The 23,026-nt window shown below is 69.9% G+C and carries 24 protein-coding genes; 10 read left to right on the forward strand and 14 right to left on the reverse strand.

Annotated elements, in window-relative coordinates:
* Positions 1-63 precede the first annotated feature (63 nt).
* Together OG379_RS02485 and OG379_RS02490 are read right to left on the reverse strand one after the other, a co-directional pair.
* Entirely contained in the window at positions 64-885 is an 822-nt protein-coding gene (locus OG379_RS02485; RefSeq protein WP_405658765.1) for a PepSY domain-containing protein, read from the reverse strand.
* A 179-nt stretch (positions 886-1,064) separates the two neighbouring features.
* Entirely contained in the window at positions 1,065-1,319 is a 255-nt protein-coding gene (locus OG379_RS02490; RefSeq protein WP_393754302.1) for a DUF5133 domain-containing protein, read from the reverse strand.
* Positions 1,320-1,596: 277 nt separating this feature from the next.
* On the opposite strand from OG379_RS02490, the gene OG379_RS02495 reads away from it, so the two are divergent.
* From OG379_RS02495 to OG379_RS02520, 6 genes are all read left to right on the forward strand, one after another.
* Positions 1,597-1,851, forward strand: coding sequence for a DUF6296 family protein (locus OG379_RS02495; RefSeq protein ID WP_405658767.1), 255 nt, complete (start codon positions 1,597-1,599; stop codon positions 1,849-1,851).
* 131 nt (positions 1,852-1,982) lie between these two features.
* Entirely contained in the window at positions 1,983-2,744 is a 762-nt protein-coding gene (locus OG379_RS02500) for a DeoR/GlpR family DNA-binding transcription regulator (RefSeq protein WP_405668388.1), read from the forward strand.
* On the forward strand, positions 2,741-3,688 hold the full coding sequence (gene pfkB, locus OG379_RS02505) for a 1-phosphofructokinase (RefSeq protein WP_393754306.1): 948 nt from the start codon (positions 2,741-2,743) through the stop codon (positions 3,686-3,688). Before OG379_RS02500 ends, pfkB begins: the two co-directional genes overlap by 4 nt.
* Before the next feature lie 81 nt (positions 3,689-3,769).
* Entirely contained in the window at positions 3,770-5,746 is a 1,977-nt protein-coding gene (locus OG379_RS02510; protein WP_405658771.1) for a fructose-specific PTS transporter subunit EIIC, read from the forward strand.
* A 44-nt stretch (positions 5,747-5,790) separates the two neighbouring features.
* Positions 5,791-6,078 carry an HPr family phosphocarrier protein gene (locus OG379_RS02515; RefSeq protein ID WP_405658773.1) on the forward strand — a complete coding sequence of 96 codons (288 nt, stop codon included), beginning with the start codon at positions 5,791-5,793 and terminating at the stop codon, positions 6,076-6,078.
* A 2-nt stretch (positions 6,079-6,080) separates the two neighbouring features.
* Entirely contained in the window at positions 6,081-6,515 is a 435-nt protein-coding gene (locus tag OG379_RS02520; RefSeq protein ID WP_405658776.1) for a protein-tyrosine phosphatase family protein, read from the forward strand.
* A gap of 27 nt (positions 6,516-6,542) precedes the next feature.
* Here OG379_RS02520 and OG379_RS02525 read toward each other — a convergent pair whose 3' ends face one another.
* Both OG379_RS02525 and OG379_RS02530 read right to left on the reverse strand, forming a co-directional pair.
* Positions 6,543-6,827 carry a hypothetical protein gene (locus OG379_RS02525; RefSeq protein WP_393754316.1) on the reverse strand — a complete coding sequence of 95 codons (285 nt, stop codon included), beginning with the start codon at positions 6,825-6,827 and terminating at the stop codon, positions 6,543-6,545.
* Positions 6,828-6,950: 123 nt separating this feature from the next.
* Complete coding sequence (locus OG379_RS02530) at positions 6,951-7,382, reverse strand: DUF2000 family protein (RefSeq protein WP_393754319.1); 432 nt, start codon at positions 7,380-7,382, stop codon at positions 6,951-6,953.
* An 89-nt stretch (positions 7,383-7,471) separates the two neighbouring features.
* On the opposite strand from OG379_RS02530, the gene OG379_RS02535 reads away from it, so the two are divergent.
* A complete protein-coding gene (locus OG379_RS02535; protein ID WP_393754322.1) occupies positions 7,472-8,275 on the forward strand; it encodes an AraC family transcriptional regulator in 804 nt (267 codons plus the stop codon).
* On the opposite strand, the gene OG379_RS02540 is transcribed toward OG379_RS02535, so the two are convergent.
* The 7 genes from OG379_RS02540 to OG379_RS02570 form a co-directional block, all read right to left on the reverse strand.
* A complete protein-coding gene (locus OG379_RS02540) occupies positions 8,269-8,781 on the reverse strand; it encodes a mycothiol transferase (RefSeq protein WP_393754324.1) in 513 nt (170 codons plus the stop codon). The two genes, OG379_RS02535 and OG379_RS02540, sit on opposite strands and share 7 nt — an antisense overlap.
* 89 nt (positions 8,782-8,870) lie before the next feature.
* Positions 8,871-9,104 (reverse strand): hypothetical protein, encoded by a 234-nt coding sequence (locus tag OG379_RS02545; RefSeq protein WP_405658779.1) that lies wholly within the window; start codon positions 9,102-9,104, stop codon positions 8,871-8,873.
* A gap of 8 nt (positions 9,105-9,112) precedes the next feature.
* Positions 9,113-9,781: a TNT domain-containing protein gene (locus OG379_RS02550; RefSeq protein ID WP_405658781.1), complete on the reverse strand. Its 669-nt coding sequence runs from the start codon at positions 9,779-9,781 to the stop codon at positions 9,113-9,115.
* 126 nt (positions 9,782-9,907) lie between these two features.
* On the reverse strand, positions 9,908-10,345 hold the full coding sequence (locus tag OG379_RS02555; protein WP_405658783.1) for a nuclear transport factor 2 family protein: 438 nt from the start codon (positions 10,343-10,345) through the stop codon (positions 9,908-9,910).
* A 110-nt stretch (positions 10,346-10,455) separates the two neighbouring features.
* A complete protein-coding gene (locus tag OG379_RS02560; protein WP_393754333.1) occupies positions 10,456-11,169 on the reverse strand; it encodes a DUF4230 domain-containing protein in 714 nt (237 codons plus the stop codon).
* 90 nt (positions 11,170-11,259) lie between these two features.
* On the reverse strand, positions 11,260-11,775 hold the full coding sequence (locus tag OG379_RS02565; RefSeq protein WP_405658786.1) for a DinB family protein: 516 nt from the start codon (positions 11,773-11,775) through the stop codon (positions 11,260-11,262).
* Positions 11,776-12,056: 281 nt separating this feature from the next.
* Positions 12,057-14,894 carry a glycoside hydrolase family 48 protein gene (locus tag OG379_RS02570; RefSeq protein WP_405658788.1) on the reverse strand — a complete coding sequence of 946 codons (2,838 nt, stop codon included), beginning with the start codon at positions 14,892-14,894 and terminating at the stop codon, positions 12,057-12,059.
* Between the two features lie 954 nt (positions 14,895-15,848).
* Between OG379_RS02570 and OG379_RS02575 the strand changes: the two genes are divergently transcribed.
* Positions 15,849-17,597, forward strand: a complete 1,749-nt coding sequence (locus OG379_RS02575; RefSeq protein WP_405658791.1) for a glycoside hydrolase family 6 protein — start codon at positions 15,849-15,851, stop codon at positions 17,595-17,597.
* On the opposite strand, the gene OG379_RS02580 is transcribed toward OG379_RS02575, so the two are convergent.
* Complete coding sequence (locus OG379_RS02580; RefSeq protein WP_405658794.1) at positions 17,594-18,394, reverse strand: VanZ family protein; 801 nt, start codon at positions 18,392-18,394, stop codon at positions 17,594-17,596. The two genes, OG379_RS02575 and OG379_RS02580, sit on opposite strands and share 4 nt — an antisense overlap.
* Positions 18,395-18,455: 61 nt before the next feature.
* On the opposite strand from OG379_RS02580, the gene OG379_RS02585 reads away from it, so the two are divergent.
* On the forward strand, positions 18,456-18,956 hold the full coding sequence (locus tag OG379_RS02585; RefSeq protein WP_405658796.1) for a tetratricopeptide repeat protein: 501 nt from the start codon (positions 18,456-18,458) through the stop codon (positions 18,954-18,956).
* Between the two features lie 309 nt (positions 18,957-19,265).
* On the opposite strand, the gene rpmG is transcribed toward OG379_RS02585, so the two are convergent.
* Positions 19,266-19,430, reverse strand: a complete 165-nt coding sequence (gene rpmG, locus OG379_RS02590) for a 50S ribosomal protein L33 (protein ID WP_393754345.1) — start codon at positions 19,428-19,430, stop codon at positions 19,266-19,268.
* A 522-nt stretch (positions 19,431-19,952) separates the two neighbouring features.
* Here rpmG and OG379_RS02595 point away from each other — a divergent pair.
* On the forward strand, positions 19,953-21,383 hold the full coding sequence (locus OG379_RS02595; RefSeq protein WP_405658799.1) for a PP2C family protein-serine/threonine phosphatase: 1,431 nt from the start codon (positions 19,953-19,955) through the stop codon (positions 21,381-21,383).
* A 55-nt stretch (positions 21,384-21,438) separates the two neighbouring features.
* Here OG379_RS02595 and OG379_RS02600 read toward each other — a convergent pair whose 3' ends face one another.
* Entirely contained in the window at positions 21,439-22,935 is a 1,497-nt protein-coding gene (locus OG379_RS02600) for a hypothetical protein (protein ID WP_405658801.1), read from the reverse strand.
* Positions 22,936-23,026 lie beyond the last annotated feature (91 nt).

Below are 23,026 nucleotides of genomic sequence, written 5' to 3' on the forward strand. Positions count from 1 at the left end.
GGAACGCGCATCGGTGGCGCACCGCCTTGCGGTCCGCCACCGATGAGCCCGTTCGTCCTGTGATCAGTCCTCGTCGATCTGCTCGTCCGTGATCGTGCCCTTCACCGCGTCCACGTCGAAGGTGGTCTTGTTGTATCCCTTGGAGACGACGTCGACCTTCCAGACCAGAACCTGGCTGTCGTTCTCGTCGAGGGCCATCGAGGTTACCCAGCCCTTCTGCCTGCTCATGGCGACCTTCGCGGCCTGCTGGGGCGTCTGCGTCGCCTTGGCGATCTGGGCGGCCAGCTCCTGCTTGTCCGCAGCACTCTGATCGGCATCCGGTGAGAAGTCGAGGACCTTGCCGGACACCGCGTCGATGGTCACGTTGTGTGCGGTGCCGTCCTTCTCCACAACCTCCGCGACCCACTTCGGGCTGGCGGAGCTGCCGCTCGGGCTGGGACTTCCGGTCCCGCTCGGGCTGCCGCTGGCCTTGGGGCTCGGACTGGCACTGCCGGTCGGGCTGGGGCTGCCGGTCGCGTCGTCGTCGTCCTCGTCGTCGAGGCCCTCGAGGTCCAGGTCGGTCAGCTTGCCACCGGACACCTCACCGACGGCCGTCGTGACAGCCTTGTCGGCGGTGACCTTGACGGTCGACAGCAGTTCCTTGCGCTCGGTCTGCTCCGCGGTCAGCTGCGCCGTCTCGGAAGGGCTGCCCGAAGGGCTGGTCGTCTGGTTCGGAAGGACCTTCGCAGCCTCCGAGGTCTCCGCGGCGGTCTTGTCACCGCTGTCCTGACCGCAACCGGTCACGAGAGTGGCGGCAAGAGCGGCGGCGCACAGGGCGCCGCCGGTCACGCGGAGCCGGCGGGTACGCGGGGAAACGGTCTTGTTTCGACGGGGCTCAAATCTCATGCTTGCATGCCTAGCCGCCTCCGCTGACAGTCATGTTGTCCGACCGGCGGGTATCACCCGTTCGACGGCACCGTCCGCCCATTCGGCGTGTCGTGCGGTTCCACGCCCGGGGACTGTCCACAAGCGAATGACGCCGGTTCGGAAGAACCGGCGTCATCCCTGGTGTGCACTGTGCGGAGTCAGGCGGTCAGCTGTACCTCGGCAGCACCCTTCACCGGGCCCAGCGATCCCGCCGAGGGGACGGCGCGCAACTGGGCCGCCGCGGCAGCCAGGGCGTCGGGCACGGTCCTGGTTCCGGTGGTGACGCAGAGGGTGTAGGAGACGTCTTCGAGTCGACGGCTGCTCTCGGAAGTGCCCAGCCGCGCATGGGAGCTTCGCAGTGTCTCGTAGCGCTTGACGAGATTCCGCAGCGTTGCGGGATTGGCCATCAGCACGGCAGTTCCTCTCCACAGGGCGGCCGGGAGCCCGTGGGCCCCGCGCCGACGAAGTCCGATCGCGCCGGCGGGACCCGCCTGGCGTCACGGGCGGCCGTGCGAAGCTGACAGCACGCGTCCGATCCCTTGCAGATGATGGTCGCCCCGCCTCACCCATTCCGCATCCGCAGTCACGGAAGGTCACCCGCCCGTGCTCCCGGAGCGCCGCGAGCTCCGGTGGGAAACAATGGAGATGACGGGCGAGCGGCTGCTGCCGGGCCCGGTCGGGAGGTGGATCATGAATTACCCGGAGAGTTACGAACTCATATTCCAGGCGGGCGGCGCCGAGGACGACGTGGTCGTCGTCCACCTCACGGACCGCTCAGGCGCGGGTGGTTACCCGGTCTACGCGGACGAGACCGGCATCGTGCGTGCCGAGATCAGCGAGCGCGGCGAGGTGCGCATGCAGGCGAGCGGCGGCCATCAGGTCCTCGGGGCGCCTCTGCTGGCCCGGCCACTGAGCCCTCGAACCACCACCCACGGCACCGGCTGAGGAGTCCCGGACCGCCGTTCCCTGAGTCCGTTCATGCCCACTCTTTGCCCGAATGTGTTTACTTTCCCGAGGTGCGACCGTAGTCTGCCGGTGAACCCACAGACTCGGGCATGAAACGGAAACGTAACCACATGTACGCACCGGAGCGGCAGCAAGAGATTCTCCGCATCGCCGACGAGAGCGGGCGCGTCGACGTGCTGTCCCTGGCAGAGGAGTTCCAGGTCACGGCGGAGACGATTCGGCGTGACCTCAAGACGCTCGACCGGGCGGGACTCCTCCGCCGGGTGCACGGCGGCGCGATTCCGGCCGGGCGACTCGGTTTCGAGCCGGATCTCGCCGAGCGCGACACGGTGGCGGCCGACGAGAAGGACCGGATCGCCGCCGCCGCTCTGGGCGAACTCCCGGCCGAGGGCAACATCATCATCGACGCCGGGACGACGACCGTCCGACTGGCCGGCGTCGTCCCCCTCGACTCGTGCCTCACCGTGGTCACCCATGCCCTGCCGGTGGCCGCTCGTCTCTCCGACCACCCGGGGATCGCGCTGCACCTGGTCGGCGGCAGGGTGCGGCATCGCACCCGCGCGGCCGTCGACGCCTGGGCGCTGAGCGCGTACGCCGAGATCAACGCCGATGTCGTCTTCCTCGCCACGAACGGCTTCTCTCCCGACGGCGGCCTGACCACTCCTGATCTGGCCGAGGCGGCCGTGAAGCGTGCCGTGATCGCGGCGGCCCGCAGGGTGGTGCTCCTCGCCGACTCGGGCAAGTCCGGGCAGCAGCACTTCGCGCGCTTCGGCGATCTCTCCCACGTCGACCTGCTGATCACCGATACGGGGCTGAGCCCCGAGGACGCCCGGGCCATCGAGAGCCGGGGCACGGAAGTGGTACGCGCATGATCCTGACCGTCACCCCCAACCCGAGCCTGGACCGCACGTACGAACTCCCCGGGCTCACCCGTGGCACCGTGCTCCGGGCCACCGCGGACCGTGTCGATCCCGGCGGCAAGGGCGTCAACGTCTCCCGCGCGGTCGCCGCCGCCGGGCACCGTACGGTGGCTGTCGCGCCGCTCGGCGGCCCCGAGGGAGCACTGCTGGCCCGGCTGCTCGGAGAGCACGGCATCGAGTCCGCGGGGGTGCCCATCGCCGGCAGCACCCGTATCAACATCACCCTCGTCGAACCCGACGGCACGCTCACCAAGGTGAACGCGGCGGGTCCCGAGCTCGCCCCCGCCGAGGCCGAGCGCCTGCTGGAGACCGTCCGGGCCCGGTCGGCGGGCGCGGACTGGATCGCATGCTGCGGAAGTCTGCCGCGCGGACTGCCGCCCCAGTGGTATGCCGAACTGGTCGCCCGCAGCCACCGGGCCGGGGTCCGGATCGCGCTCGACACCTCCGGCGCCGCGCTCGTCGCCGCGCTGAGTGAGCGACCGGACGTGATCAAGCCGAACGTCCAGGAGCTCGCCGAGGCCGTGGGCCGTCCGCTCGCGACGGTCGGTGACGCGCTCAAGGCGGCGCAGGAGCTGTGCGAGCTCGGCGCACGTTCGGTGCTCGCCAGCCTGGGCGCCGTCGGGCAGCTGCTGGTGGAACCGTCGGGAGCGCACTTCGCCGTGGCGCGGGTGGATGCCGTCCGGAGCGATGTCGGTGCGGGGGACGCCTCGCTCGCGGGGTTCCTGTCCGCCGGCGGAACAGGCCGGGCGGCTCTGTCGGCCGCGGTGGCGCACGGCGCCGCCGCCGTGCAGCTGCCCGGAAGCGCCATGCCGACGCCCGCCGACCTCGACCCGTCCGCGGTGGTCACCACCGCGGACATCCCCATGGACCTGCCTCTCACGGAGCAGGCCGCATGACCCCCCTCGTTCCTGTCCAGTCGTACGACGCCCCCGTCCCCCGCCCCGTCCCCGGGCGGTCCACGAGCAAGGAGCCCCGCGATGAGTGAGCTCATCACCGCGGAACTGGTCGATCTCGATCTTTCCGCCGAGACGAAGAGCGCGGCCGCCCGTTCCCTGGCCGGACGGATGGTCGAGGCCGGCCGCGTCACGGACCTCGACGGTTTTCTCGCCGACGTGGCGGCCCGCGAGGCCCAGATGCCGACCGGCCTGGACGGCGGCATCGGCATTCCGCACTGCCGGAGCGAGCATGTCAGCGAGCCGACGCTGGCCTTCGGCCGCAGCGCCGCGGGCATCGACTTCGGCGCTGCGGACGGCCCTGCGGACCTCGTCTTCCTGATAGCCGCGCCCGCGGGTGCGGACGACGACCACCTCACCATCCTGTCGAGCCTGGCACGCCGGCTCATGGACCCCGGATTCACCGGCGCCCTGCGGGCGGAGGGTGATCCCGCCGCCGCGGCGGCCCTGATCCGCGGCGAAGAGGTCCCCGCGGCGGTGCCGGCCCCGGAGGACACCGAGGCGGAGAAGGAGACGGCCGAACCGTTCCGCATCGTCGCCGTCACGTCCTGTCCGACCGGAATCGCGCACACGTACATGGCCGCAGAGTCGCTGGAGGCTGCCGCGCGCGCCCAGGGTGTCGTCCTGGACGTCGAGACCCAGGGGTCCGCCGGCTTCGAGCGGCTGGATCCGGCGGTGATCGCCGCCGCCGACGCGGTCATCTGGGCGCACGACGTCGACGTACGGGAGAAGGCCCGGTTCGGCGGCAAGCCGGTGGTCGACGCCGGGGTGAAGGCCGGGATCAACCGGCCTGCCGAGCTCATCGCCGAGGCCCGGCGCAAGGCCGAGCGCGGAGAGATCAGCGGGGTCACCGAAGGTCCCGGCGAGCCGGGGTCCGGCACGGGCGGATCAGCGGGGGCGTCCGGTCACTTCGGTGTCCGGCTCCGTACCTATCTGATGTCCGGCGTCAGTTACATGGTGCCGTTCGTCGCTGCCGGGGGGCTGCTCATCGCCCTGTCGTTCGCGATCGGCGGCTACGAGATCGCGAGCGCGAAGTCGGTGGCCGACCACTTCGTCTGGGGCGAGGCGGCCAGCTGGGCCGCCCTGCTCAACCAGATCGGCACCGCGGCCTTCGGCTTCCTGGTCCCGGTGCTGGCGGGGTACATCGCCTACGGGATGGCGGACCGGCCCGCGCTCGTCCCCGGATTCGTCGGTGGCGCCATCGCACTCACCATCGACGCGGGCTTCCTCGGCGGTCTGGTCGCGGGGCTGCTGGCCGGTGCGGCGGTGATGGCGATCCAGCGGGTGAAGGTGCATCCCACGCTGCGCGGCATCATGCCGGTGCTGGTGATCCCCCTGCTCGCGTCGATCGCGGTCGGCTTCCTGATGTTCATCGTCGTGGGCAAGCCGATCGCTTCCCTCCAGAACGCCCTCACCGACTGGCTGAACGGGCTGTCCGGTTCCAACGCGGTGATCCTCGGCGTCGTCCTCGGCCTGATGATGTGCTTCGACATGGGCGGCCCGCTGAACAAGGTCGCGTACGCCTTCGCGGTCGGCGGGCTGGCCGACCCGACGCCGGGCAGTCTCAAGGTCATGGCCGCGGTGATGGCGGCCGGCATGGTGCCTCCGCTGGCGATGGCCCTCGCGACGACCGTACGCCGCGGGCTCTTCACCCGGACCGAGCGGGAGAACGGCAGGGCGGCGTGGGTGCTGGGCGCCTCCTTCATCACCGAGGGCGCGATCCCGTTCGCCGCCGCGGACCCCCTGCGGGTGATCCCTTCCGTGATGGCCGGCGGGGCCGTCACGGGCGCGCTGTCCATGGCGTTCGGCTGTACGCTCCGCGCCCCGCACGGTGGTGTCTTCGTCGTGCCGCTCATCGGCGAGCCGTTCCTCTACCTGCTGGCGATCGCCGCCGGCACCGCGGTGTCCACCGCTCTGGTCGTCACCCTCAAGGGCGTGCGGCGGAGGCCTGAGGCCGCCGCCACGGCCGACGACGGGTCCGACGTCGCAGTGGCCGCCTGATCACTGTCCTCCCCGAACACCCTCTTCAACCCTGGAGTGAACCCGTGTACCAGCGCACCGTCTCCGTCGGATCCCGCAGCGGCCTGCACGCCCGTCCCGCCTCGCTCTTCGTCCAGGCGGCCATGCGGCAGCCGGTCCCCGTCACCGTCGCACGCGAGGGCAGCACCCCGGTCGACGCCCGGAGCATGCTCTCGGTGCTCGCCCTGGCCGCGCAGCACGGCGATGCGCTCGTTCTGTCAGCCGTGGGCGAAAGCGCGCCGGACGCGGTAGAGGAGCTGGCTAGCCTGCTGTCCCGGGACCTCGACAGCAAGGACCTCGACGGCAAGGACTGAGTATGACGGAGACCTGGGATCCGGCCGGTGAGGGCGTGATGTGCCTGCCCTCGGGCCGGCTGGTCCGTGGCCGCGGTCTGAGACGTCCGCTCCCCGCGGGACCGGAACCTGCCTTCGCCGTCCATCTGCTGGGCGGGCCTCCGCCCCCGGTGGCCTGGGAGTCGCGGTGGCTGCGGTGGCCCGATTTCCGCCTGCCCTCCGACAGGAGCGCGGCGCGCGCCGTGCTGAAGGAGGCGTGGAACAGGGCGCCGGGTGAGCGGGTCGAGGTCGCCTGCGCGGGCGGCCGCGGACGGACCGGTACGGCTCTGGCCTGCCTGGCCGTACTGGACGGGGTCCCGGCGGAGGAAGCCGTGGCTTTCGTCCGCCGGAACTACCACCCCAAGGCTGTGGAGACGCCTTGGCAGCGGCGGTATGTGGTGCGCTTCGCGGGAGACTGATCACCTGCCACGCCGGCGGTGCGGTCGCTACACCGGGTGCGGAGCCGGAACCGTGGCTCCGCCGCCGGCGCGTACCGCCTCGACGACGCTCTGGTGGAGGGCCCTGCTCGCTTCCTCGGACGGGCAGGGCACCGGACTGCCGGCCAGTGTGAACCAGTCCGAGGCACCGCTGTACTGGACAGCGACCTCGGCCTGCTTCTCGGTCCACGTCGTGTGTACGGTCAGATCACCGCTCACGACACCTACCTCTTCGGTGCGCACTCCGCCGGTTCCCGCGAAGACACCGAGGGTGGTCCACGATGCCCAGTTCATGACGCGTCGCCTTTCGGGACAATGACAAGCCTGTCAAGCGGACTTGTCTTGAGTATGGCACCAGGAACCATCACCCGCACGGGTGTGTCCGTGAGTATCCGACCGGTGACGCCCGGGCGCCGGTCAGGGGTGCATGGAGGCACCCTTGAGGATCTTGTCGACGGCGTTGCGCGGGCCGTACACGGCCAGCCCCACCAGATCCATCGCGTCCCTGCGCACCGCCCGGACGGCTGCCCTGTTGGCCTCGTCATGGCCGGTCGCGAAGAGATCGGAAGTGAACACGGCAAGGGTCACGCCCCTGCTGACCGCCTTGGTGTGCGCGGTCGTCAGGAGCTCCTTGGACCCGGCGAACACGAGGACGGGCTGCCGGAACATGGGCAGGTAGGAGGTGTCGTCGGCGTCGGCGTACGGTTCACCGATCACCTCGGGGACCTGTGTGCCGAGGCCGCTCACCAGGAAGGCGGTGACGTTGAGGCGCTGCCAGGTCTCGAGGTCGTCGCGGAGCAGCACGGCGATCTTGGTGTCGAAGCGTACGGGGGCGTTTTCGTCGGTCATGCCAGGAGTCTGCCGAGCCCGGCAGGCGGCCGTCTTGTACGAAGTTTGCACGTCGCCGGGGCTCCGGCACGCTCTTGTACGCTTCGCACATGGGTGCACGTCCGGACATCACCGCGTGGCGTCCGCGCGTCGAGGGGATCGACGAGGTCTTCCACGCGCACTTCGCCGACCACGCCTATCCCATGCACACGCACGACGCGTGGACGCTGCTCATCGTCGACGAGGGAATGGTCCGCTACGACCTGGACCGCCATGAGCACGGAGCGCCCAGTTCGGTGGTGACGCTGCTGCCTCCGCACGTGCCGCACAACGGCGACGCGGCGACCCCTGGAGGGTTCCGCAAGCGTGTCCTGTACCTGAACACCGCACAGATCGACCCGGATCTCGTCGGGCGCGCGGTCGACCGGCCCGTGCTGCGGGATCCGCGGCTGCGCCTCCGTGTCGACCAGTTGCACCGGACGCTCGAGCGCCCCGGGGACGAACTGGAGGCCCAGAGCCGTCTCGCCCTCGTCTCCGAACGTCTCGCGGGGCACCTGCGCGACGAGCCCGTCGCCCCACAGGTGCCCGACAGCCGGATCGCGTACGCCCTCCGGGATCTGCTCGACCAGCACTTCGTGGAAGGGCTGACGCTCCGCGAGGCCGCGGAGCGTCTGCACGCCCATCACACGCACCTGGTCCGTGCCTTCAGCAGGGAGTTCGGCATGGCTCCGCACCAGTACCTGACGGGGCGTCGCGTCGATCTGGCCCGCCGCCTGCTGCTCGGTGGGATGCGCGCGCCGGAGGTCGCGGCATCGGTCGGCTTCTACGACCAGGCCCACTTCTCCCGGCACTTCAAGCGTGTGGTCGGTACGAGTCCGGGACACTACGCGCGCACCGGTTCCGCGTCCTACTGACGGCGTTCCAGCGCACCACGGACGAAGGCGGCCTGCCCGGCGTGCTGCAGATCGTCGGCGATGACGCTGATCAGCCGCACGCCGAGGGTCACCGGCGGCGACCAGGCGTCGTCCACGACACGGTCCAGGGCCCGGCCGTCGAGTCCCCGGACGAAGCCGAGGGTCTGCTCGTTCACGGCGTCGAAATAGCCGAGGAGGAGGTCGCCCGACGCCACCGTCACGGAACCGACCTGCGCGCTGCTGTGGCCGTAGCCGGTCGAGCCCTTCTCGAGGGGCAGTTCGAAGCGGGACGCCCAGTCCTTCGCGAACCAGACCTGCTCGGTTCCCGCCGCGTCTGCGACGTGGTCGTCCTGGACACGGGTGAGGTGCCACACGAGCCAGGCGATGGAGTTCGCGTCGTCGTCGAGCCTGGCGTTGAGGTCCTCGGGCGGGAGACCCTCGACTGCGGCGTGCACCGCTTCATGGATGCGTTCGAACGCATCGGCGAGAATGCCTGCACTGTTCATACGACCACCATGGCCGCTCGGCGGACGGGGCCCCGACTACGACACGCGGCCGTCACGTTCCAGGGCCCCGGCGATCCGCCACTCCCCCGTCAGACGAGCAGATGCAGGAGGTGCGCGCAGGCGGCCGCTTCATCCGGGTGCCGGGCGATCACCTCGTAGGTGCCGCGCTCGTACGCACCGGTCTCCCACACCCCGTCGGGCGCCTTCCTCAGGAACAGGAAGTCAGGGGGTGTGGGGGCCGGTTCGTGAACGCCCTCGATCCGGTAGTAGCCGTCGTCCACGCCTGCGGCGTGAAGGGCGGCGCGCAGTTCCTGGCGTTCCATGGCGGGTACTACGCGCCGACGGGGGTGAGGTAGGCGTGGTCCAGCAGCCACTTCACGTTGAGGCGCTGGCCCGCGCCCGGGTCGAGGAAGACGGCGTCGAGCTTGATCTGCTGACCTCCGCCGGGCTGCTCGAACCACGGTGCGATGCTGCCCTGCCAGACCCAGAACGGCTTGGCCACCTTGTAGACGCGGTAGTCACAAGGGACCGCGGCGTCACGGGTGTTGAGGTTCTGCGGGGGCAGGGCACGCTCCTTGTAGGCGTCGCCGGCCGGTGCGAGGTAGGCGCCGTACTCCGATCCGAAGCGGTCCAGCCGCTGGCCGGTACGCAGCTTGGCGGGCTCCTTGTCGAGGTCACCGTTGACTTCGGCGAAGCCGTCGTTGGGCGGATACTTCCAGCTGCCGGTGTCCGCGGGTCCCTCCCAGTACTTGTTCAGGAAGGCGGAGGGAGACAGGCTGCCCGTGCGCTTGTACCCCTTGAGCAGCGGGCCGACGGGTGCCTGCTTGGTGGAGGGGAGCCACTGGGGGCCCAGCCGCGCGTCCCCGAGGAACTCGCCGGTGCAGGGATCGTGGGCGACTGCCGTCGTGCGGTTCTCGTGCGGTGCGGCGTTGGCGGCGGGAGCGGCCACCAGGCCGGCGGCGATACCGACTGCGGCAAGTGCGGTGCGGATACGGTTCATTCGGGGGTCCCCTCGGATGACGATGAGTGCTCGTCGAGCTCACGTAGGGTAACCGAACGACTCCGTAACGGCGTTGCGCCATGCCGTGCGGTGCCCGGCCGGGGGATCCGGCCGGACACCTTCTCCTCAGCGGGCCGTCCCGTCCGGAACGAGACCGTCGGCGGCGAGCCCCTGCAGGACGGCGGCGCCCAGCGCCTGGACCGCGGACATCGGGCGGACCATCACGGTGAACTCGTTGATCCGGCCGTCCTCACCGAACTGGAGGAGGTCGATCCCGTGGATCTCCTTGCCGTCCACCGTCGCCCTGAACAGCAGGATCTCCGCGGGCTCCTGGTCGCCCTCCGCGCTGGTGGATGCCTCGCCCTCGAAGTGCCCGACGTAGCGGAAGTCCTCGAACGTGCGAAGGAGAACGCCGAAGAGACCGAGCACCATCGGCCTGCCCTCGAAGGGCGTGAATTTCACCGGGCTGAAGAGGCGTACGTCCTCGGTGAACAGCTTTTCGAGCGCCGCGTGGTCCCCCTTCTCGACAGCTGCCCTGAAGCGTTCCGTGGTTTCGGCGGTCATGGTCATCACTCCCCGGCTCCTGACGGTCGATGAGGCGACCGTTCGTTCAGGCGAGTGTGGCGCAGGGCCGCCGCGCCGGTGCGGGCGGGGCGGCCGGGACGGCGAGGAGGTCAGCCGCGCGGGTCGGCGAAGCGGACGGTGACCTTCTCGAATCCGAGCGAAGCGAGCAGTCCCTGGAGCATCGAGGTGGTGTTCTTCTCGGCCCGCTTCGTGAGGCCGCTCTCCTCGGCCGCCTCCCCGATGTGCCGCGCGGCCAGCTTGTTGACCGCCTGCTCGCTGCCGGGGTTGTCGGAGAAGAGGTCGCCGAGCCGGTCGAGGAGGCCGCGCTGCTTGGACACGGCGTAGGAGCGGTCCGGGTCCAGGGCGGGCTTGCCCAGCACCGCGTGGGGCAGGACGAGTTCGGCCGTGGTGCGGTCCTCGTTGACGGTCACCCCGTCGGCCCCGACCTTGCCGAGGTCGACGGAGGCTCCGACGGTGCCCGCGCCGACGTACAGCGTCCGGGTGCCCCGGATGGCGTCGGGCAGGAACTTCGCGTCCTTCTCCAGGTCGACGACGACCTGGAAGTTGCCTGAGGCCGCCTCGTACGCGCTCATGTCCTGGATCGACTTGAGCACCGCGGGGCCGGAACGGTCGTTGGTCTCCTCGCCGAAGAGGCTGCCGAACCCCGGCAGCAGGCTGAGCCGGGAACCCAGGAGCAGGAGGACCAGCGCCACGGCGCACACACCCGCGAACGGCAGGCATCCTCGTGTGCGGGCGCGGCGGCGCGGCGTGCCGCCGTGGGCGGGGTCCCCGGCGCTGTCTGTCCTTACGTCAGTGGACGTCATACCTTCCGTGTGACCCCGTCCCGGGGTTTCAGTCCGCCTGGACGGCCGATTACGCCAGATCCTGTACGGGCGGCGGCGTCCGGGGCGGCCTCAAGCCCCCGTGGTGCCGTCCAGCCGTTCCCTCAGCAGGTCGGCGTGGCCGATGTGGCGCGCGTACTCGGCGATCATGTGCACATACACCGTGCGGAGCGAGTAGACCGAGCCGCGCCGGGTGAAGGTGGAGTCGAGCGGCGCGTCCGCCGCCGCCTCGTCGGCGAGGCGCATCTCCTCGACGAGACGGGCGTAGTCGTCGGGGGCGTGGTCCGGTGAGAGGTCCTCGAAGTCGGCGTCCTTGCCCTTCTCCGTGTCGTACATCGAGGGAAGAGCCAGCCCGGCGAGGCCCTCGCGGAACCATATGCGTTCCACCTTGGCCATGTGCCGGACGAGGCCGAGCAGGGTGAGGTTGGACGGCTCGACCGTCTGCTCGGCGAGCTGGCTGCCCGTGAGGCCGGAGCACTTCTGCAGCAGTGTGCTTCGGTAGAACGCGAGGAAGGCGGTCAGTGTCTCGCGCTCGCCGCCGGTGAGCGGTCCGATGGTGCGAGTGGCTTCAGGAGCTGTCCAAGTCATCGCATGATCATGCCTCGCACGGGCAGGTTCGCGCGAGGCCCTGTGCGGGACCGGGCGGCAGGCGGATCCGGGGCGTGGGCCGGGTATTCATCGCACGGATTCCGACCGCGCGTACGCCGAGCACCGCCAACGCGCCGGGATCCTGGAGCAGAGCACGGTCGACGCGATGCGGGCGAGCGGTGCGGGCGAGCGGTGCGCGCTGGCGTCTGGATCGGTCCCGTGCCGGGGATCCCGGCCGCCGGCTACAGCCGGCGGCCGGGATCCCCGGGTACCGCGGTCACTCACTCCAGGAGGTCTGCATACGCCCCCAGAGCCAGTGCGACGTCGGTCTGTGCCCAGAACCGGTGGTAGGTGAAGACCGGTGCGGTCCCGCCGTCCAGATAGGCCTGCACCTTGGGCCAGTTCGGGTCGTCCTTGTAGAACGACCGGATGGAGAGGAACGTCGAGTCGTTGTCGACGGTGTCCCCGTTCGGCATCGCGCCCGTCCAGCCGTCCGGGACGTAGACCGGGTCGTCGAACCGGTTGTAGTCGGCCCGGGTCTCGGGAACGGCGATCCCGGCGTCGTCCTGGTAGTGGCTCCACATGCCGTCGAGCAGTCCTTCGGCCGTGGCCTTCGCCTCGGCGTCACCGGACTTGGCGGCGTAGTAGGTCAGTGTCCTGGCGTAGGCACCGGCCACGCCGACGTCGTTGGTGTAGTCGGCGACCGTGACGTGGAGCCCGGAGTTCGCGCCGGGGCTCGACGCGTTCCAGGTGTCGGGCGCGCCCGACCACTTGAGGGTGGAGGGCATGAGGTAGGTGCCGTCGGGGTTGATGGTCGTCTCGGACAGGGCCCAGTCGACCCACTTGTCGAGTACGGCCTTGGCCTGTGCGTCACCCGACTCGTGGTAGTACTCGGCGACGCGCTCCATCGACCACGCCTGGAAGCCGAACCACTGGTTGGACGGCGGGTCGTGGTAGACGGGCTTCTCGTCGTAGAACATGCCGTAGAAGGTCGGCGTCCCGGCCGGCGGCTGGGCGTAACTGCCCTTCCAGCTGTTGGTCGCGCCGCCCGCGATCGCCCCCTCGTCGGACTGGAGCCACTGGTAGAAGTCCATCTGCCGGTCCAGGCTCTTGGCCCAGTCCTGCTGGCCCGTGGCCGACTTGGGCTTGAGGTCGGCGACGGAGCTCAGCGCGTAGGCCGCCATCGGGTTCTGGTAGCCGCCGTGTGCGTGACTGGATCCGATCCGCCAGGACCAGCCCGCCGAGGTGTCGGTGGCACCGCCCCAGGCGTAGTACCAGGACATCAGGTAGTGCGCGCTGTCCTTCCCGCTGCCGGCGGGGCAGGTGGTCGGGCCCACGCAGTTGCCGACCTTCTTGAAGTACTTGTCGAACATGGAGTAGCGGAGGTAGTCGCCCATCTTCGCCGCCTTGGCGACGGTCGCGGAGACCTCACCCGACTTTCCCTGCTCCTTCGCCCAGGTGTCCGCCCAGTACGCGGCCTGTACGGCACGGGCGTCCGCGTCCGGAGCGTTGGTGAACTTCCACTGCTTGGCGTAGGAGGCGTCCCCGGTGAACAGGTCCAGGTAGCCGTTGTCCCCGCCGTAGGTGAAGTTGTCGCAGGTGGGGTGGGTGACGGTCTCCCAGACCGACTCCTGCGGTCCCCGCTGGAAGGTGTTGATGTACGACGGCCCGGTCTCGGTGGGACCGGCCGAGCACTTGCCCGGCGTGTTGCCGTAGCCGTAGACGTTGTCGACGTCCTGGATCCAGTGCATGCCGTAGATGTCGTCGGTGCCGTACGCGCTCTTCAGCTCGGCCGCGATCGGGTCCGAGCCGGAGGTCGCCGATCCGTCGAGGACGGCCGGGTACTCGTTCGGAGTGTCGTGCTCGGGCGCGTAGGTGGCAGGCTTCGACGCGTTGTAGAAGGAGTTCGTGGGCTGGTCGGCGTGCGTGGGGATCATGTACTTCTCCATGGTGTCCCACGCACCGTTGAACTTCGTCCAGTCCCCGGTGAGCTTCCCGTACATCGCCTGGAGCCAGATCAGATAGCTGTACGCCTCCGACGTCGTCTCGTGTCCGTGGTCGGGAGCCTCCACGATCAGCGTCTCGACGGAGTGGTAGGGGATGCCCTCCGAGGAGAAGTAGCCGTTCGCCGGGTCGGTGATCTTCCCGTACAGATCGAGGAAGCGGGCGTCGTACTCCTTCGCCTCCGCGAGCTGGGTGACGGTGACCTCGGACTTGGTGTGGCCGGGGGCCGTCACGGTGAAGGTCGCGGCTCCCGTGCCGGATCCGTCGGCCGAGACCGTCACCTTCTGAGGTGTGGACCAGTTCGAAGGGGTGAAGGTGAGGCTCGCGCCACCGGTGACGCTCAGCCCGGTGTTGCCGGCGCTCCGCGCCACGGTGGCGGTGACGGACGAGGCGGGGGCGGTGGACAGCGAGACCTGGAAGGTCCCCGACTTCCCCTGCTGCACGCCCAGTTGGGCGGGGGTGGCGACGACGGCCGGGCCCGCCGCGACGGTGATGCCGGCCGGGGGCGATTCCGCGGAGGCGCCGAGGCTGTCGTACGCCCTGGCGTACACGGAGTGGCCGCCGGCGGAGAGCCCTTGGGCGTTGTACGTGTAGGGGGACGTGGTGTCCGTGCCGAGCAGGGTCGTGTTGTCGTAGAACTCGACCTTGCTGATCCCCGCGCCGTCGGCGGCAGCGGCCGTCGCGGCCAGGGGGACTGTGTCTCCGGCGGAGAAGACGGCGCCCGCCGCCGGACTGGTGAGGACGGCGATCGGCGGCTGATGGGCGCCGACACATGCCGTGCCGTTGACGGAGAAGGTGGACGGCGCGGTATTGGTGCCGCTGTAGCTGAACTGCGCGCCGGTCGTGGCGGCGCCCCCGGCGGCGATGGTGCCGTTCCAGCTCGCGTTCTTGACGGTGACCGTTTTGCCGGACTGGGACCAGGCCCCGTTCCAGCCGTTGGTGAGCTTCTGGCTGCCGGCGTAGTCGTAGCTGAGGGTCCAGCCGTCGATCGCAGCGGAGCTCCTGTTGGTGACGGTGAGTTCGGCGCTGAAGCCCGAACCCCAGTCATTGGTCTTGTAGTCGACGCTGCATTGGACAGCGGCGGCCTGGGCCGGCGCACCGGCTGCGGCGGTCATCCCCACAGGGAGGGCCAGCGCGGCCACCAATGCTGTCCACAACCGTCGGTTTCCGGCTCCGGTTCTGCGTGGTCTTCCGGGTAACCAGGTTCTTCGTGCGCGTCCCGATGGCATGCGCAGTACCTCCTCGCGGCTCGGCGACATGGGGGGTGTGCGGGGCTGAGCACAAGCCTTGAACCAGTGGGAGCGCTCCCAGCATGGGGACGAGGAAAAAGAGAGTCAAGAGACTTGAAGAGTCGAATTATTTCGATACCAAGAGATGAGAACTGGTGTGTTGACCGACACCACTTGACGCTCTAACGTCAAGCCACACCAGTGGGAGCGGTTCCACCAGTCGACGTGCCGTAGGGGGCACGCCCGATCTGCAAGGAGTCGCTCATGCTTCACCTCCCGCACGTGTCGCACCTGTTCAGGCTGCTCCCCGGAGCAGTGCTCGGCGTGGCCGGAAGCGCCCTCCCGGCCACGGCCACGGCTTCCGGATCCGCCCTCGTACGCACGGTGGAGAACAGCACCGCGCAGCATCGGGCCGGCGGTTTCCGGGGATCGGGCATCGCGGCCGGCAACGGCCTGACCGGGACTCACGCGAACAGTGCGGGCTCCGCAACGGGCTTCCTCGGCCCCGGAGCTGGTCGAGCACACCTCTGTGCCGACGGGCGTCGGCCGGAACCCGCACCGCCCCTGTGCCCCCCGACGAGGAGTACCGGCTTGGCCTGAACCCGAACACAGATGTGCGAACGAGGACCGCTCGAAATCCCCGCTCGCACCGGTCGGGCCGAAGTCCCCCTCGCCGCAGGCAAGTTAGGCCAGAACTCTCCTCCCGGACGGACCTGGGACCACCTTGCACCGCTCCAGGGTCCGTCCTTGATCAGCGACTACGACGGTACCCCCACCCCGTACGGAATCGGGCTGCGTGATCACCTGCGCGCCCTCGACAGCTGAGGAAACGGAATTCGTATGAGCCGCACGAGCCGCACCACCCTGCGCCGATCCCGAACGGCGCTCATAGCGGCGGGAGCACTCGTCGCCGCAGCCGCAGGATCCGCCGCCGCGGTGGCACCCTTCGGGACCTCCGCCGCGGCGGCGGCAGGCTGCTCCGTCGATTACAAGATCCAGAACCAGTGGAACGGGGGTCTCACCGCCTCGGTGACGGTCAAGAACCTGGGCGACGCCGTGACGGGCTGGCAGCTGCAGTGGTCGTTCGCCGGCGGTGAGAAGGTCAGCCAGGGCTGGAACGCCACCGTCTCGCAGAGCGGCACCGCCGTCACCGCGAAGGACGCCGGCTACAACGCCGCACTGGCCACCGGATCCTCCGCAACCTTCGGCTTCAACGCGACGGGGAGCGGCAACAGCGCCGTGCCCGCGACGTTCAAGCTGAACGGCGTCACCTGTGACGGAGGCACCACCGGACCGACCGACCCGACGGACCCGACCGATCCGCCCACCGATCCCACCGACCGGGTCAACAACCCGTACGAGGGTGCCAAGGTCTACGTCAACCCGGAGTGGTCGGCCAACGCCGCCGCCGAACCGGGCGGAAGCCGGATCGCCGACCAGCCGACGGGTGTCTGGCTCGACCGTATCGCCGCCATCGAAGGCGCGAACGGCGGAATGGGCCTGCGCGACCACCTGGACGAGGCCCTGACCCAGAAGGGCTCCGGCGAGCTCGTCGTCCAGCTCGTCATCTACAACCTGCCCGGGCGTGACTGCTCGGCTCTCGCCTCCAACGGTGAGCTCGGCCCCACCGAGATCGACCGGTACAAGACCGAGTACATCGACCCGATCGCGGCCATCCTCGCCGACGAGAAGTACGCGGGTCTGCGGATCGTCACCACCGTCGAGATCGACTCGCTGCCGAACCTTGTCACCAACGCCGGCAGCCGCCCTACCGCCACGCCGGCCTGCGACGTGATGAAGGCCAACGGCAACTACCAGAAGGGCGTCGGCTACGCGCTCAACAAGCTCGGCGACGCTCCGAACGTCTACAACTACATCGACGCGGGGCACCACGGCTGGCTCGGCTGGGACGACAACTTCGGCCCGTCCGCCGACATCTTCAAGGTGGCGGCGACCACCGAGGGCGCGACCGTCGACGACGTACACGGCTTCATCACCAACACGGCCAACTACGGCGCGACGACGGAGGACCACTTCTCCATCGACGATTCCGTCAACGGCACGTCCGTACGTCAGTCGAAGTGGGTCGACTGGAACCGCTACACGGACGAGCAGTCCTTCGCCCAGGCCTTCCGCAACGAGCTGGTCTCGGTCGGCTTCAACTCCGACATCGGCATGCTGATCGACACCTCCCGCAACGGCTGGGGCGGCGCGAACCGACCGACCGGACCGGGCGCGAGCACCAGTGTCGACACCTATGTGAACGGCGGCCGCTACGACCGCCGCATCCACCTGGGGAACTGGTGCAACCAGTCCGGAGCCGGTCTCGGCGAACGCCCGCAGGCCGCACCCGCCGCGGGCATCGACGCGTACGTCTGGATGAAGCCCCCGGGGGAGTCGGACGGCTCCAGCAAGGAGATCCCCAACAACGAGGGCAAGGGCTTCGACCGGATGTGCGACCCGACCTACACCGGTAACGTGCGCAACGGCAACAACATGTCCGGCGCGCTGCCCGACGCCCCGGTCTCCGGCAAGTGGTTCTCCGCCCAGTTCCAGGAGCTCATGAAGAACGCCTACCCGGCGCTCTAGGCTCCGCGCCGGCGGGCTCCGGGTGCTCCCCCGCCCGGGCCCTCCCGCCGGCTGCGCCACCTGTCGAGCAGAGCGCGTCCGCGAGCCACCGGCGCGGACGCGCTCCGCCGTGCGGCGGAACCGGACGCGGGGCTGCCTGCGGCCTTCGCCTCGGTCGCGGACTTCGACGCGGCGTCGCGCTCGGCCTTGGCACCAGACTTCGTCCTGCTCCGGCTCTTCGACGCCGCACCAGGCTTCGCCCTGCTCTTCGCGGCCGGCTCCGTGCCGGCCCGTGTCGGTCCGGGCTTCGCCTCGTCCACCGCGGCCGGCTCGTCCGAGAGCGCGTGGTAGCGGTGGCTGATGCGTCGCCCCACGAGCGCGTACCCCATCAGCGCGCCGGCCGTATTGAGGATCACGTCGTCGATGTCGAAGGCCCGTCCCGCCACGAGCGCGCCCTGTACGAGCTCGACGACCGCCATGACCAGTACGGTGAGCACGGTCATCCGGATCATCCGGAGCCGACGCGGCACCAGAATCGGCAGCAGCACGCCGAACGGAGCGCCCAGCAGCAGGTTTCCGCCCGCCTGTTTGCACGCTGCGAGAAACGTGTAGTCCTCCGCGTACTGCCGCAGGGACCGCCCCGGCTTCAGATTGGACGTCACGATGTCCTCCGACGCGGGTGACGGTGTGAGCGTCACCTTCGCCAGCACCACGGAGAACGCGACAAGGGCCACGAACGCCGCCGCCAGCACCGCCGCGCGCAGCAATAGATTCCCCACGCCTCTGCGTCGTGCACTACGATCCGCCTCTGCTGTCATGGCGGAACGGATGCCCCCAACCCCGTCGGCCACACCCCCGGGTGGGTGCGACCATGTGCGCATGAGCGCACAGAAGAAGGACGAACTGCTGGCGGAAGCCGTTCGGCTGCGGGAAGAAGGCCATCCCGAACAGGCCAGGGAACGCCTCCTCTCCCTCACGGCCTCGTTCCCCGACGCGGCGGACGTCGCCTATCAGACCGCCTGGGTCCACGATGTGCTCGGCCTGGAGGCCGAGGCCGTCCCGTACTACGAGCGGAGCCTGCAGGGCGACGGCCTCACCGAACAGGAACGCCGGGGTGCGCTGCTCGGCCTGGGCAGCACCTATCGCGTCCTGGGCAGGTTCGGTCAGGCCGTCGAGACGCTCCGGCGCGGTGTGTCGGAGTTCCCGGACGACGGGGCGCTCAGGACCTTTCTGTCCATGGCCCTGTTCAACACCGGCGAGCACCACGAGGCCATGCAGCTCCTGCTGCGGCTGCTGGCCTCGACCAGCGACAGCCCGGGCGTGCAGCGGTACCGGCCTGCCATCGAGCACTACGCGGCGGATCTCACGCAGACCATGTGAGCACCCGGGCCCGTGCGGGTGGGCCTTCGAGCGGGGCCGAAGGGCCCCTGCGGCCTTCGATCGCGCGGCACGCGGAAGGGGCGGCCCAAGGAGAAGCCCCGGCCGGATCGGGGGAATCCAGCCGGGGCGGCTTGTGTGCGGAGGTGAGGGCGGGCTGCCGCCCGGCGGCTTTCGGCCGCTCACCCCGACGCATAGATGAACGATAAACCACCACCCGGCGTTCCGTGAATCCGCCCCCCGCCGTGTGATCCACACCACGACGTCGCAGGCCGGGGGCCCACGGCTACCGGAAGGTACCGCAGCCGATCGTCAGCGGGTCTCACGGAACGTGACATGACGCCCGGCGGCCGGGTCGAACTTCCTCAGTTCCAGCCGGTCGGGGTCGTTGCGCCTGCTCTTCCGCGTCACATAGGTGTGGCCGGTTCCGGCCGTGGACCGGAGCAGGACGATGGGCCTGGTCTCACTGCGCGCCATGGGGCCTCCAGACAGGGATTCCGACCTCACCCCCCAGGTGGGAATGAGTGTCGTTTTCGTTTCTGGTTCACATAACACGAACACATGCGCCACCATTCCCTCCGTCGGACACCCCGGACAGTGGGCCGCCGACCCCCCTGCACCTGGACCTCGAACGGATGGCCGACGCACATCCGGTCGCGACGTCGAACGTTTCGTCGATCCCGCGACGGCACCGGCGGCGCGAGCCGTTGATCCACGGCTCGCGCGACTCCGCATATGCCCAGATCCCGGCCGGTGCGGGCCGCGCGGGGTCGCACGCGCGGGCGTACGCCGAGCGGCTCACGCCCGGCGACTTGCGTCAACTCCCCGCCAGGGGCAAGGGTGTTCGGCGGACCTTCGCTCCACCCAGCCGATGGCATATGCCGGAAGCAAGAACGTATCGAGTGTTGCCAAACCTCTTACGGGGCCCCGCAGCCTGTGCAACAGTCGTGTTCGGTCCACCCCCACGAACCGGCCGTTCCGCCTGTATCGGAGTACCAGATGCCGTCCCATCTGTTTGCGGACCGCCCCGCCCCACAACCGCCCGAGCGGGACGCCGTCGACGCCCTGATCGACCGGACCCGGACGCTGCGCGGTGACATGGACGCGGTCCGGCGCGACACCTCCGTGATCGACGACGACGATCCCCAGCAGCGCTGGCAGCGGGCGCTCTGCGACCTGGCCGTCCATCAGCTCGACGACCTCGGCGAGCATCTGGGCCAGCTGAGGGACGGCATCCCCCGTGCCACGGCCGCGGAGCCCGCGGGAGAGCACCCGCCCGCGCCGGCCGGACCGCCGACCGGTTCACTCCTCAGCAGGGTGGGCAGCGCCGAGTGGAACCTGCTCACGGACGAGGTCAGCTGGTCCGAAGAGCTGTACCAGATCTTCGGCAGGGACCCGGAGGCAGGAGGGCTGTCCCTGGACGAGCTGCCGTCCGTGCTCCTCGCGGAGGACCAGCCTCTCCTGACGTCGATGGTGACCGACTGCCTGGTGGACGGGCGGCCGATAGACGGCGAATTCCGGATCCTGCTGCCCGACGGTGGAATGCGCACGCTGCACATGATGGGCGAACCCGTTCTCGACGCGGACGGCTGCACGGCCTCCATGTGGGCGGTCCTGCGCGATGTCAGCAAGTTGCGGCGCAGCCAGCACATCGTGGGCCGGACACGGGACACATTGCGGCGGCAGGAACAGATGGCCCGGGCCGAGCACCGGATGGCGGTGGAGCTCCAGGAGGCCGTGCTTCCGCCGTGGCGCGGCTCGCTGCCGATACCCGGTCAGGGCGCGAGCGGCCTGGACATCGCCGCGCATTACCTGCCCTCGGGGTCCAGCGACCTCATCGGCGGCGACTGGTACGACGCGCTGCCGCTCCCGGACGGCAGGACCCTGCTCACCGTCGGTGATCTCACCGGCCACGGGATCCCGGCCACCTCGGCCATGGCGATGCTGCTCGGCGCACTGCGCGGCATGGCCGTGGCAGGTGTCGGCCCGGGGCCGGTCATGGGCCATCTGAACCAGCTGATCGAGTGCTCGGCACAGCCCGCCCTGGGCAGCGCCGTGTGCTGCCGCTTCGACCCGGCGACCGGCACGCTCGTCTGGGCACAGGCAGGGCACCCCGCGCCGCTGCTGTTCCGCGACGGAGTGGGGCGTCCTCTGCCGGCGCCTGACGGAGTGCTGCTCGGGGCGGCATCCGGAGTCAGCTACGAGCAGGACGAGGTGGGCCTGCTCCCCGGCGATGTGCTCGTACTGCACACCGGCGGACTGACCGACCGGAGCGATCGGAACGCCGGCCCGGACATGCTTCTGGGGCTGGCGCCTCGGTTCGCGCAGGCCCGCACCGCGCAGGACTGCGTACGGGCCGTCGTCGAGGAGCTCGGATCTGCCGAACGGCTCGACGATGCCTGCGTGTTGGTGGCCCGCGTCGAGGCATGAGCGAGCCCCGGCCGGCCTGCGGAAGGTCTGGTGCGCTCATCGAGCGCGGCCCGGATCAGATCTGGGAGCCCTTGGCCTTCTTCTTGCCTCCGCTCGGGGGCAGGGCGAGCTCGATCTCCTCGCGCAGGTCCTCGATCTTGCCGTAACCCGCGAACTGGCCGGTGAGCCGGTACATCTCGCGCAGCCGGTCCCAGGTCCGGTGCGAGGACGTCTCCCCCATCGACACCAGGGCCAGCCGTGCGTAGCGATCGGCCTGCTCGGGGTCATCGGCGATGAAGCACGCCGAGGCGAGTGAGATGTAGTCGAAGATCTTGGACCGCTGGCGGCCGTTTATCCGCAGATCGAGTGCCTGCTTGGCGTGACGCTGGGCGGTGGAGGCCGCCCCCGGGTCGTGCTCGGCCAGCGTACGGAAAGCCAGGGCCTGCATCCCGTGCATGTCCGCCTCGTCGAACATCTGCATCCAGCTCGGCGGCGGCACATCGCCCTTGTCCGAGACGAAGAGCTCCTCCGCCTCGCCGAGGGTGCGCCGCATGGCCTGCCCGCGTCCCATCGACGCCTGTGCCCAGGCCTCGATGGTGTGCAGCATCGCCCGTGTACGCGGCAGGGTCTCCTCCCCGGAGCCGGACTTGGCGAGCTTCATCAGGTCCAGGGCGTCGTCCGGCCTGCCCAGGTGGACCATCTGACGGGCGGCGCGTGAGAGCGCCTCGCCCGCGCGGGGACGGTCGCCGCCCTCACGCGCCGCGTGAGCGGCGATCACGAAGTACTTCTGGGCGGTGGGCTCGAGGCCGACGTCGTGGGACATCCAGCCGGCGAGGACCGCGAGGTTGGCGGCGACGCCCCAGAGGCGGCGCTGCAGATGTTCGGGGTGGTTGTAGGCGAGCATGCCGCCCACTTCGTTGAGCTGGCCCACCACGGCCTTGCGCTGGAGTCCGCCACCTCTGGAGGCGTCCCAGGCCCGGAACACCTCGACCGAGCGCTCGAGCGCCTCGATCTCCTCGGACCCGATGGGCGCGGCCTCGTACAGGTCGAAGCCGGCGTTGTCGGCGTACAGAGGGTCGTTGAGCCGGGAGGCCCGGGCCGCCGGAGCGGGATCTGAATGCAGCCAGTCGTACATGGCGCCGGTGAGAGCTGAGCCAGCGGCGAGCGCGGCGCCCGCGCCCACCAAGCCGCGTCGGTTGAGCATGAGGTCCATTCCCGTGAATTCGGTGAGGACCGCTGCCGTCCGTTCGGGCGCCCACGGCAAACCGTCGGGATTGTCTTCCGTCCCGGCTTTTCGCCGCTTCCCTGCACGCCCGCGCCGGCCGAACCCGAGGTCCTCGATGGTCACGACACGGCCGAGCCGCTCGGTGAACAGAGCTGCCAGCACCTCGGGCACGGGATCACGGGGGGACTCCCCCATGTCGATCCAGCGCCGCACCCGCGAGGTGTCGGTGGCGAGTTGGAGGTGGCCCATGGCCGCCGCCTGCCTGTTCACCATTCTCGCGAGTTCGCCCTTGGACCAGCCGGCCAGGCCGAACAGGTCGGAAAGACGGGTGTTGGGTTCTCCGGTCACGTCAAGCCCCCAGGTTCTCGGCTGACTTGACCCTAGCCCCCCGGCTGATGCCGGGCGAATATTCGCCAGGGTTCGCCAGGGGTCGCTAGAT

This window comes from Streptomyces sp. NBC_01166, assembly GCF_045039765.1.
GTDB lineage: Bacteria > Actinomycetota > Actinomycetes > Streptomycetales > Streptomycetaceae > Streptomyces.

What these genes read in the sequence shown, in the direction of transcription:
- OG379_RS02485 (WP_405658765.1), bottom strand. Translation starts at nt 885, where the DNA reads ATGAGATTTGAGCCCCGTCGAAACAAGACCGTTTCCCCGCGTACCCGC.
- OG379_RS02495 (WP_405658767.1), top strand. Translation starts at nt 1,597, where the DNA reads ATGAATTACCCGGAGAGTTACGAACTCATATTCCAGGCGGGCGGCGCC.
- OG379_RS02500 (WP_405668388.1), top strand. Translation starts at nt 1,983, where the DNA reads ATGTACGCACCGGAGCGGCAGCAAGAGATTCTCCGCATCGCCGACGAG.
- pfkB (WP_393754306.1), top strand. Translation starts at nt 2,741, where the DNA reads ATGATCCTGACCGTCACCCCCAACCCGAGCCTGGACCGCACGTACGAA.
- OG379_RS02510 (WP_405658771.1), top strand. Translation starts at nt 3,770, where the DNA reads ATGAGTGAGCTCATCACCGCGGAACTGGTCGATCTCGATCTTTCCGCC.
- OG379_RS02520 (WP_405658776.1), top strand. Translation starts at nt 6,081, where the DNA reads ATGACGGAGACCTGGGATCCGGCCGGTGAGGGCGTGATGTGCCTGCCC.
- OG379_RS02525 (WP_393754316.1), bottom strand. Translation starts at nt 6,827, where the DNA reads ATGAACTGGGCATCGTGGACCACCCTCGGTGTCTTCGCGGGAACCGGC.
- OG379_RS02530 (WP_393754319.1), bottom strand. Translation starts at nt 7,382, where the DNA reads ATGACCGACGAAAACGCCCCCGTACGCTTCGACACCAAGATCGCCGTG.
- OG379_RS02535 (WP_393754322.1), top strand. Translation starts at nt 7,472, where the DNA reads ATGGGTGCACGTCCGGACATCACCGCGTGGCGTCCGCGCGTCGAGGGG.
- OG379_RS02540 (WP_393754324.1), bottom strand. Translation starts at nt 8,781, where the DNA reads ATGAACAGTGCAGGCATTCTCGCCGATGCGTTCGAACGCATCCATGAA.
- OG379_RS02545 (WP_405658779.1), bottom strand. Translation starts at nt 9,104, where the DNA reads ATGGAACGCCAGGAACTGCGCGCCGCCCTTCACGCCGCAGGCGTGGAC.
- OG379_RS02550 (WP_405658781.1), bottom strand. Translation starts at nt 9,781, where the DNA reads ATGAACCGTATCCGCACCGCACTTGCCGCAGTCGGTATCGCCGCCGGC.
- OG379_RS02555 (WP_405658783.1), bottom strand. Translation starts at nt 10,345, where the DNA reads ATGACCGCCGAAACCACGGAACGCTTCAGGGCAGCTGTCGAGAAGGGG.
- OG379_RS02560 (WP_393754333.1), bottom strand. Translation starts at nt 11,169, where the DNA reads ATGACGTCCACTGACGTAAGGACAGACAGCGCCGGGGACCCCGCCCAC.
- OG379_RS02565 (WP_405658786.1), bottom strand. Translation starts at nt 11,775, where the DNA reads ATGACTTGGACAGCTCCTGAAGCCACTCGCACCATCGGACCGCTCACC.
- OG379_RS02570 (WP_405658788.1), bottom strand. Translation starts at nt 14,894, where the DNA reads ATGACCGCCGCAGCCGGTGCGCCGGCCCAGGCCGCCGCTGTCCAATGC.
- OG379_RS02575 (WP_405658791.1), top strand. Translation starts at nt 15,849, where the DNA reads ATGAGCCGCACGAGCCGCACCACCCTGCGCCGATCCCGAACGGCGCTC.
- OG379_RS02580 (WP_405658794.1), bottom strand. Translation starts at nt 18,394, where the DNA reads ATGACAGCAGAGGCGGATCGTAGTGCACGACGCAGAGGCGTGGGGAAT.
- OG379_RS02585 (WP_405658796.1), top strand. Translation starts at nt 18,456, where the DNA reads ATGAGCGCACAGAAGAAGGACGAACTGCTGGCGGAAGCCGTTCGGCTG.
- rpmG (WP_393754345.1), bottom strand. Translation starts at nt 19,430, where the DNA reads ATGGCGCGCAGTGAGACCAGGCCCATCGTCCTGCTCCGGTCCACGGCC.
- OG379_RS02595 (WP_405658799.1), top strand. Translation starts at nt 19,953, where the DNA reads ATGCCGTCCCATCTGTTTGCGGACCGCCCCGCCCCACAACCGCCCGAG.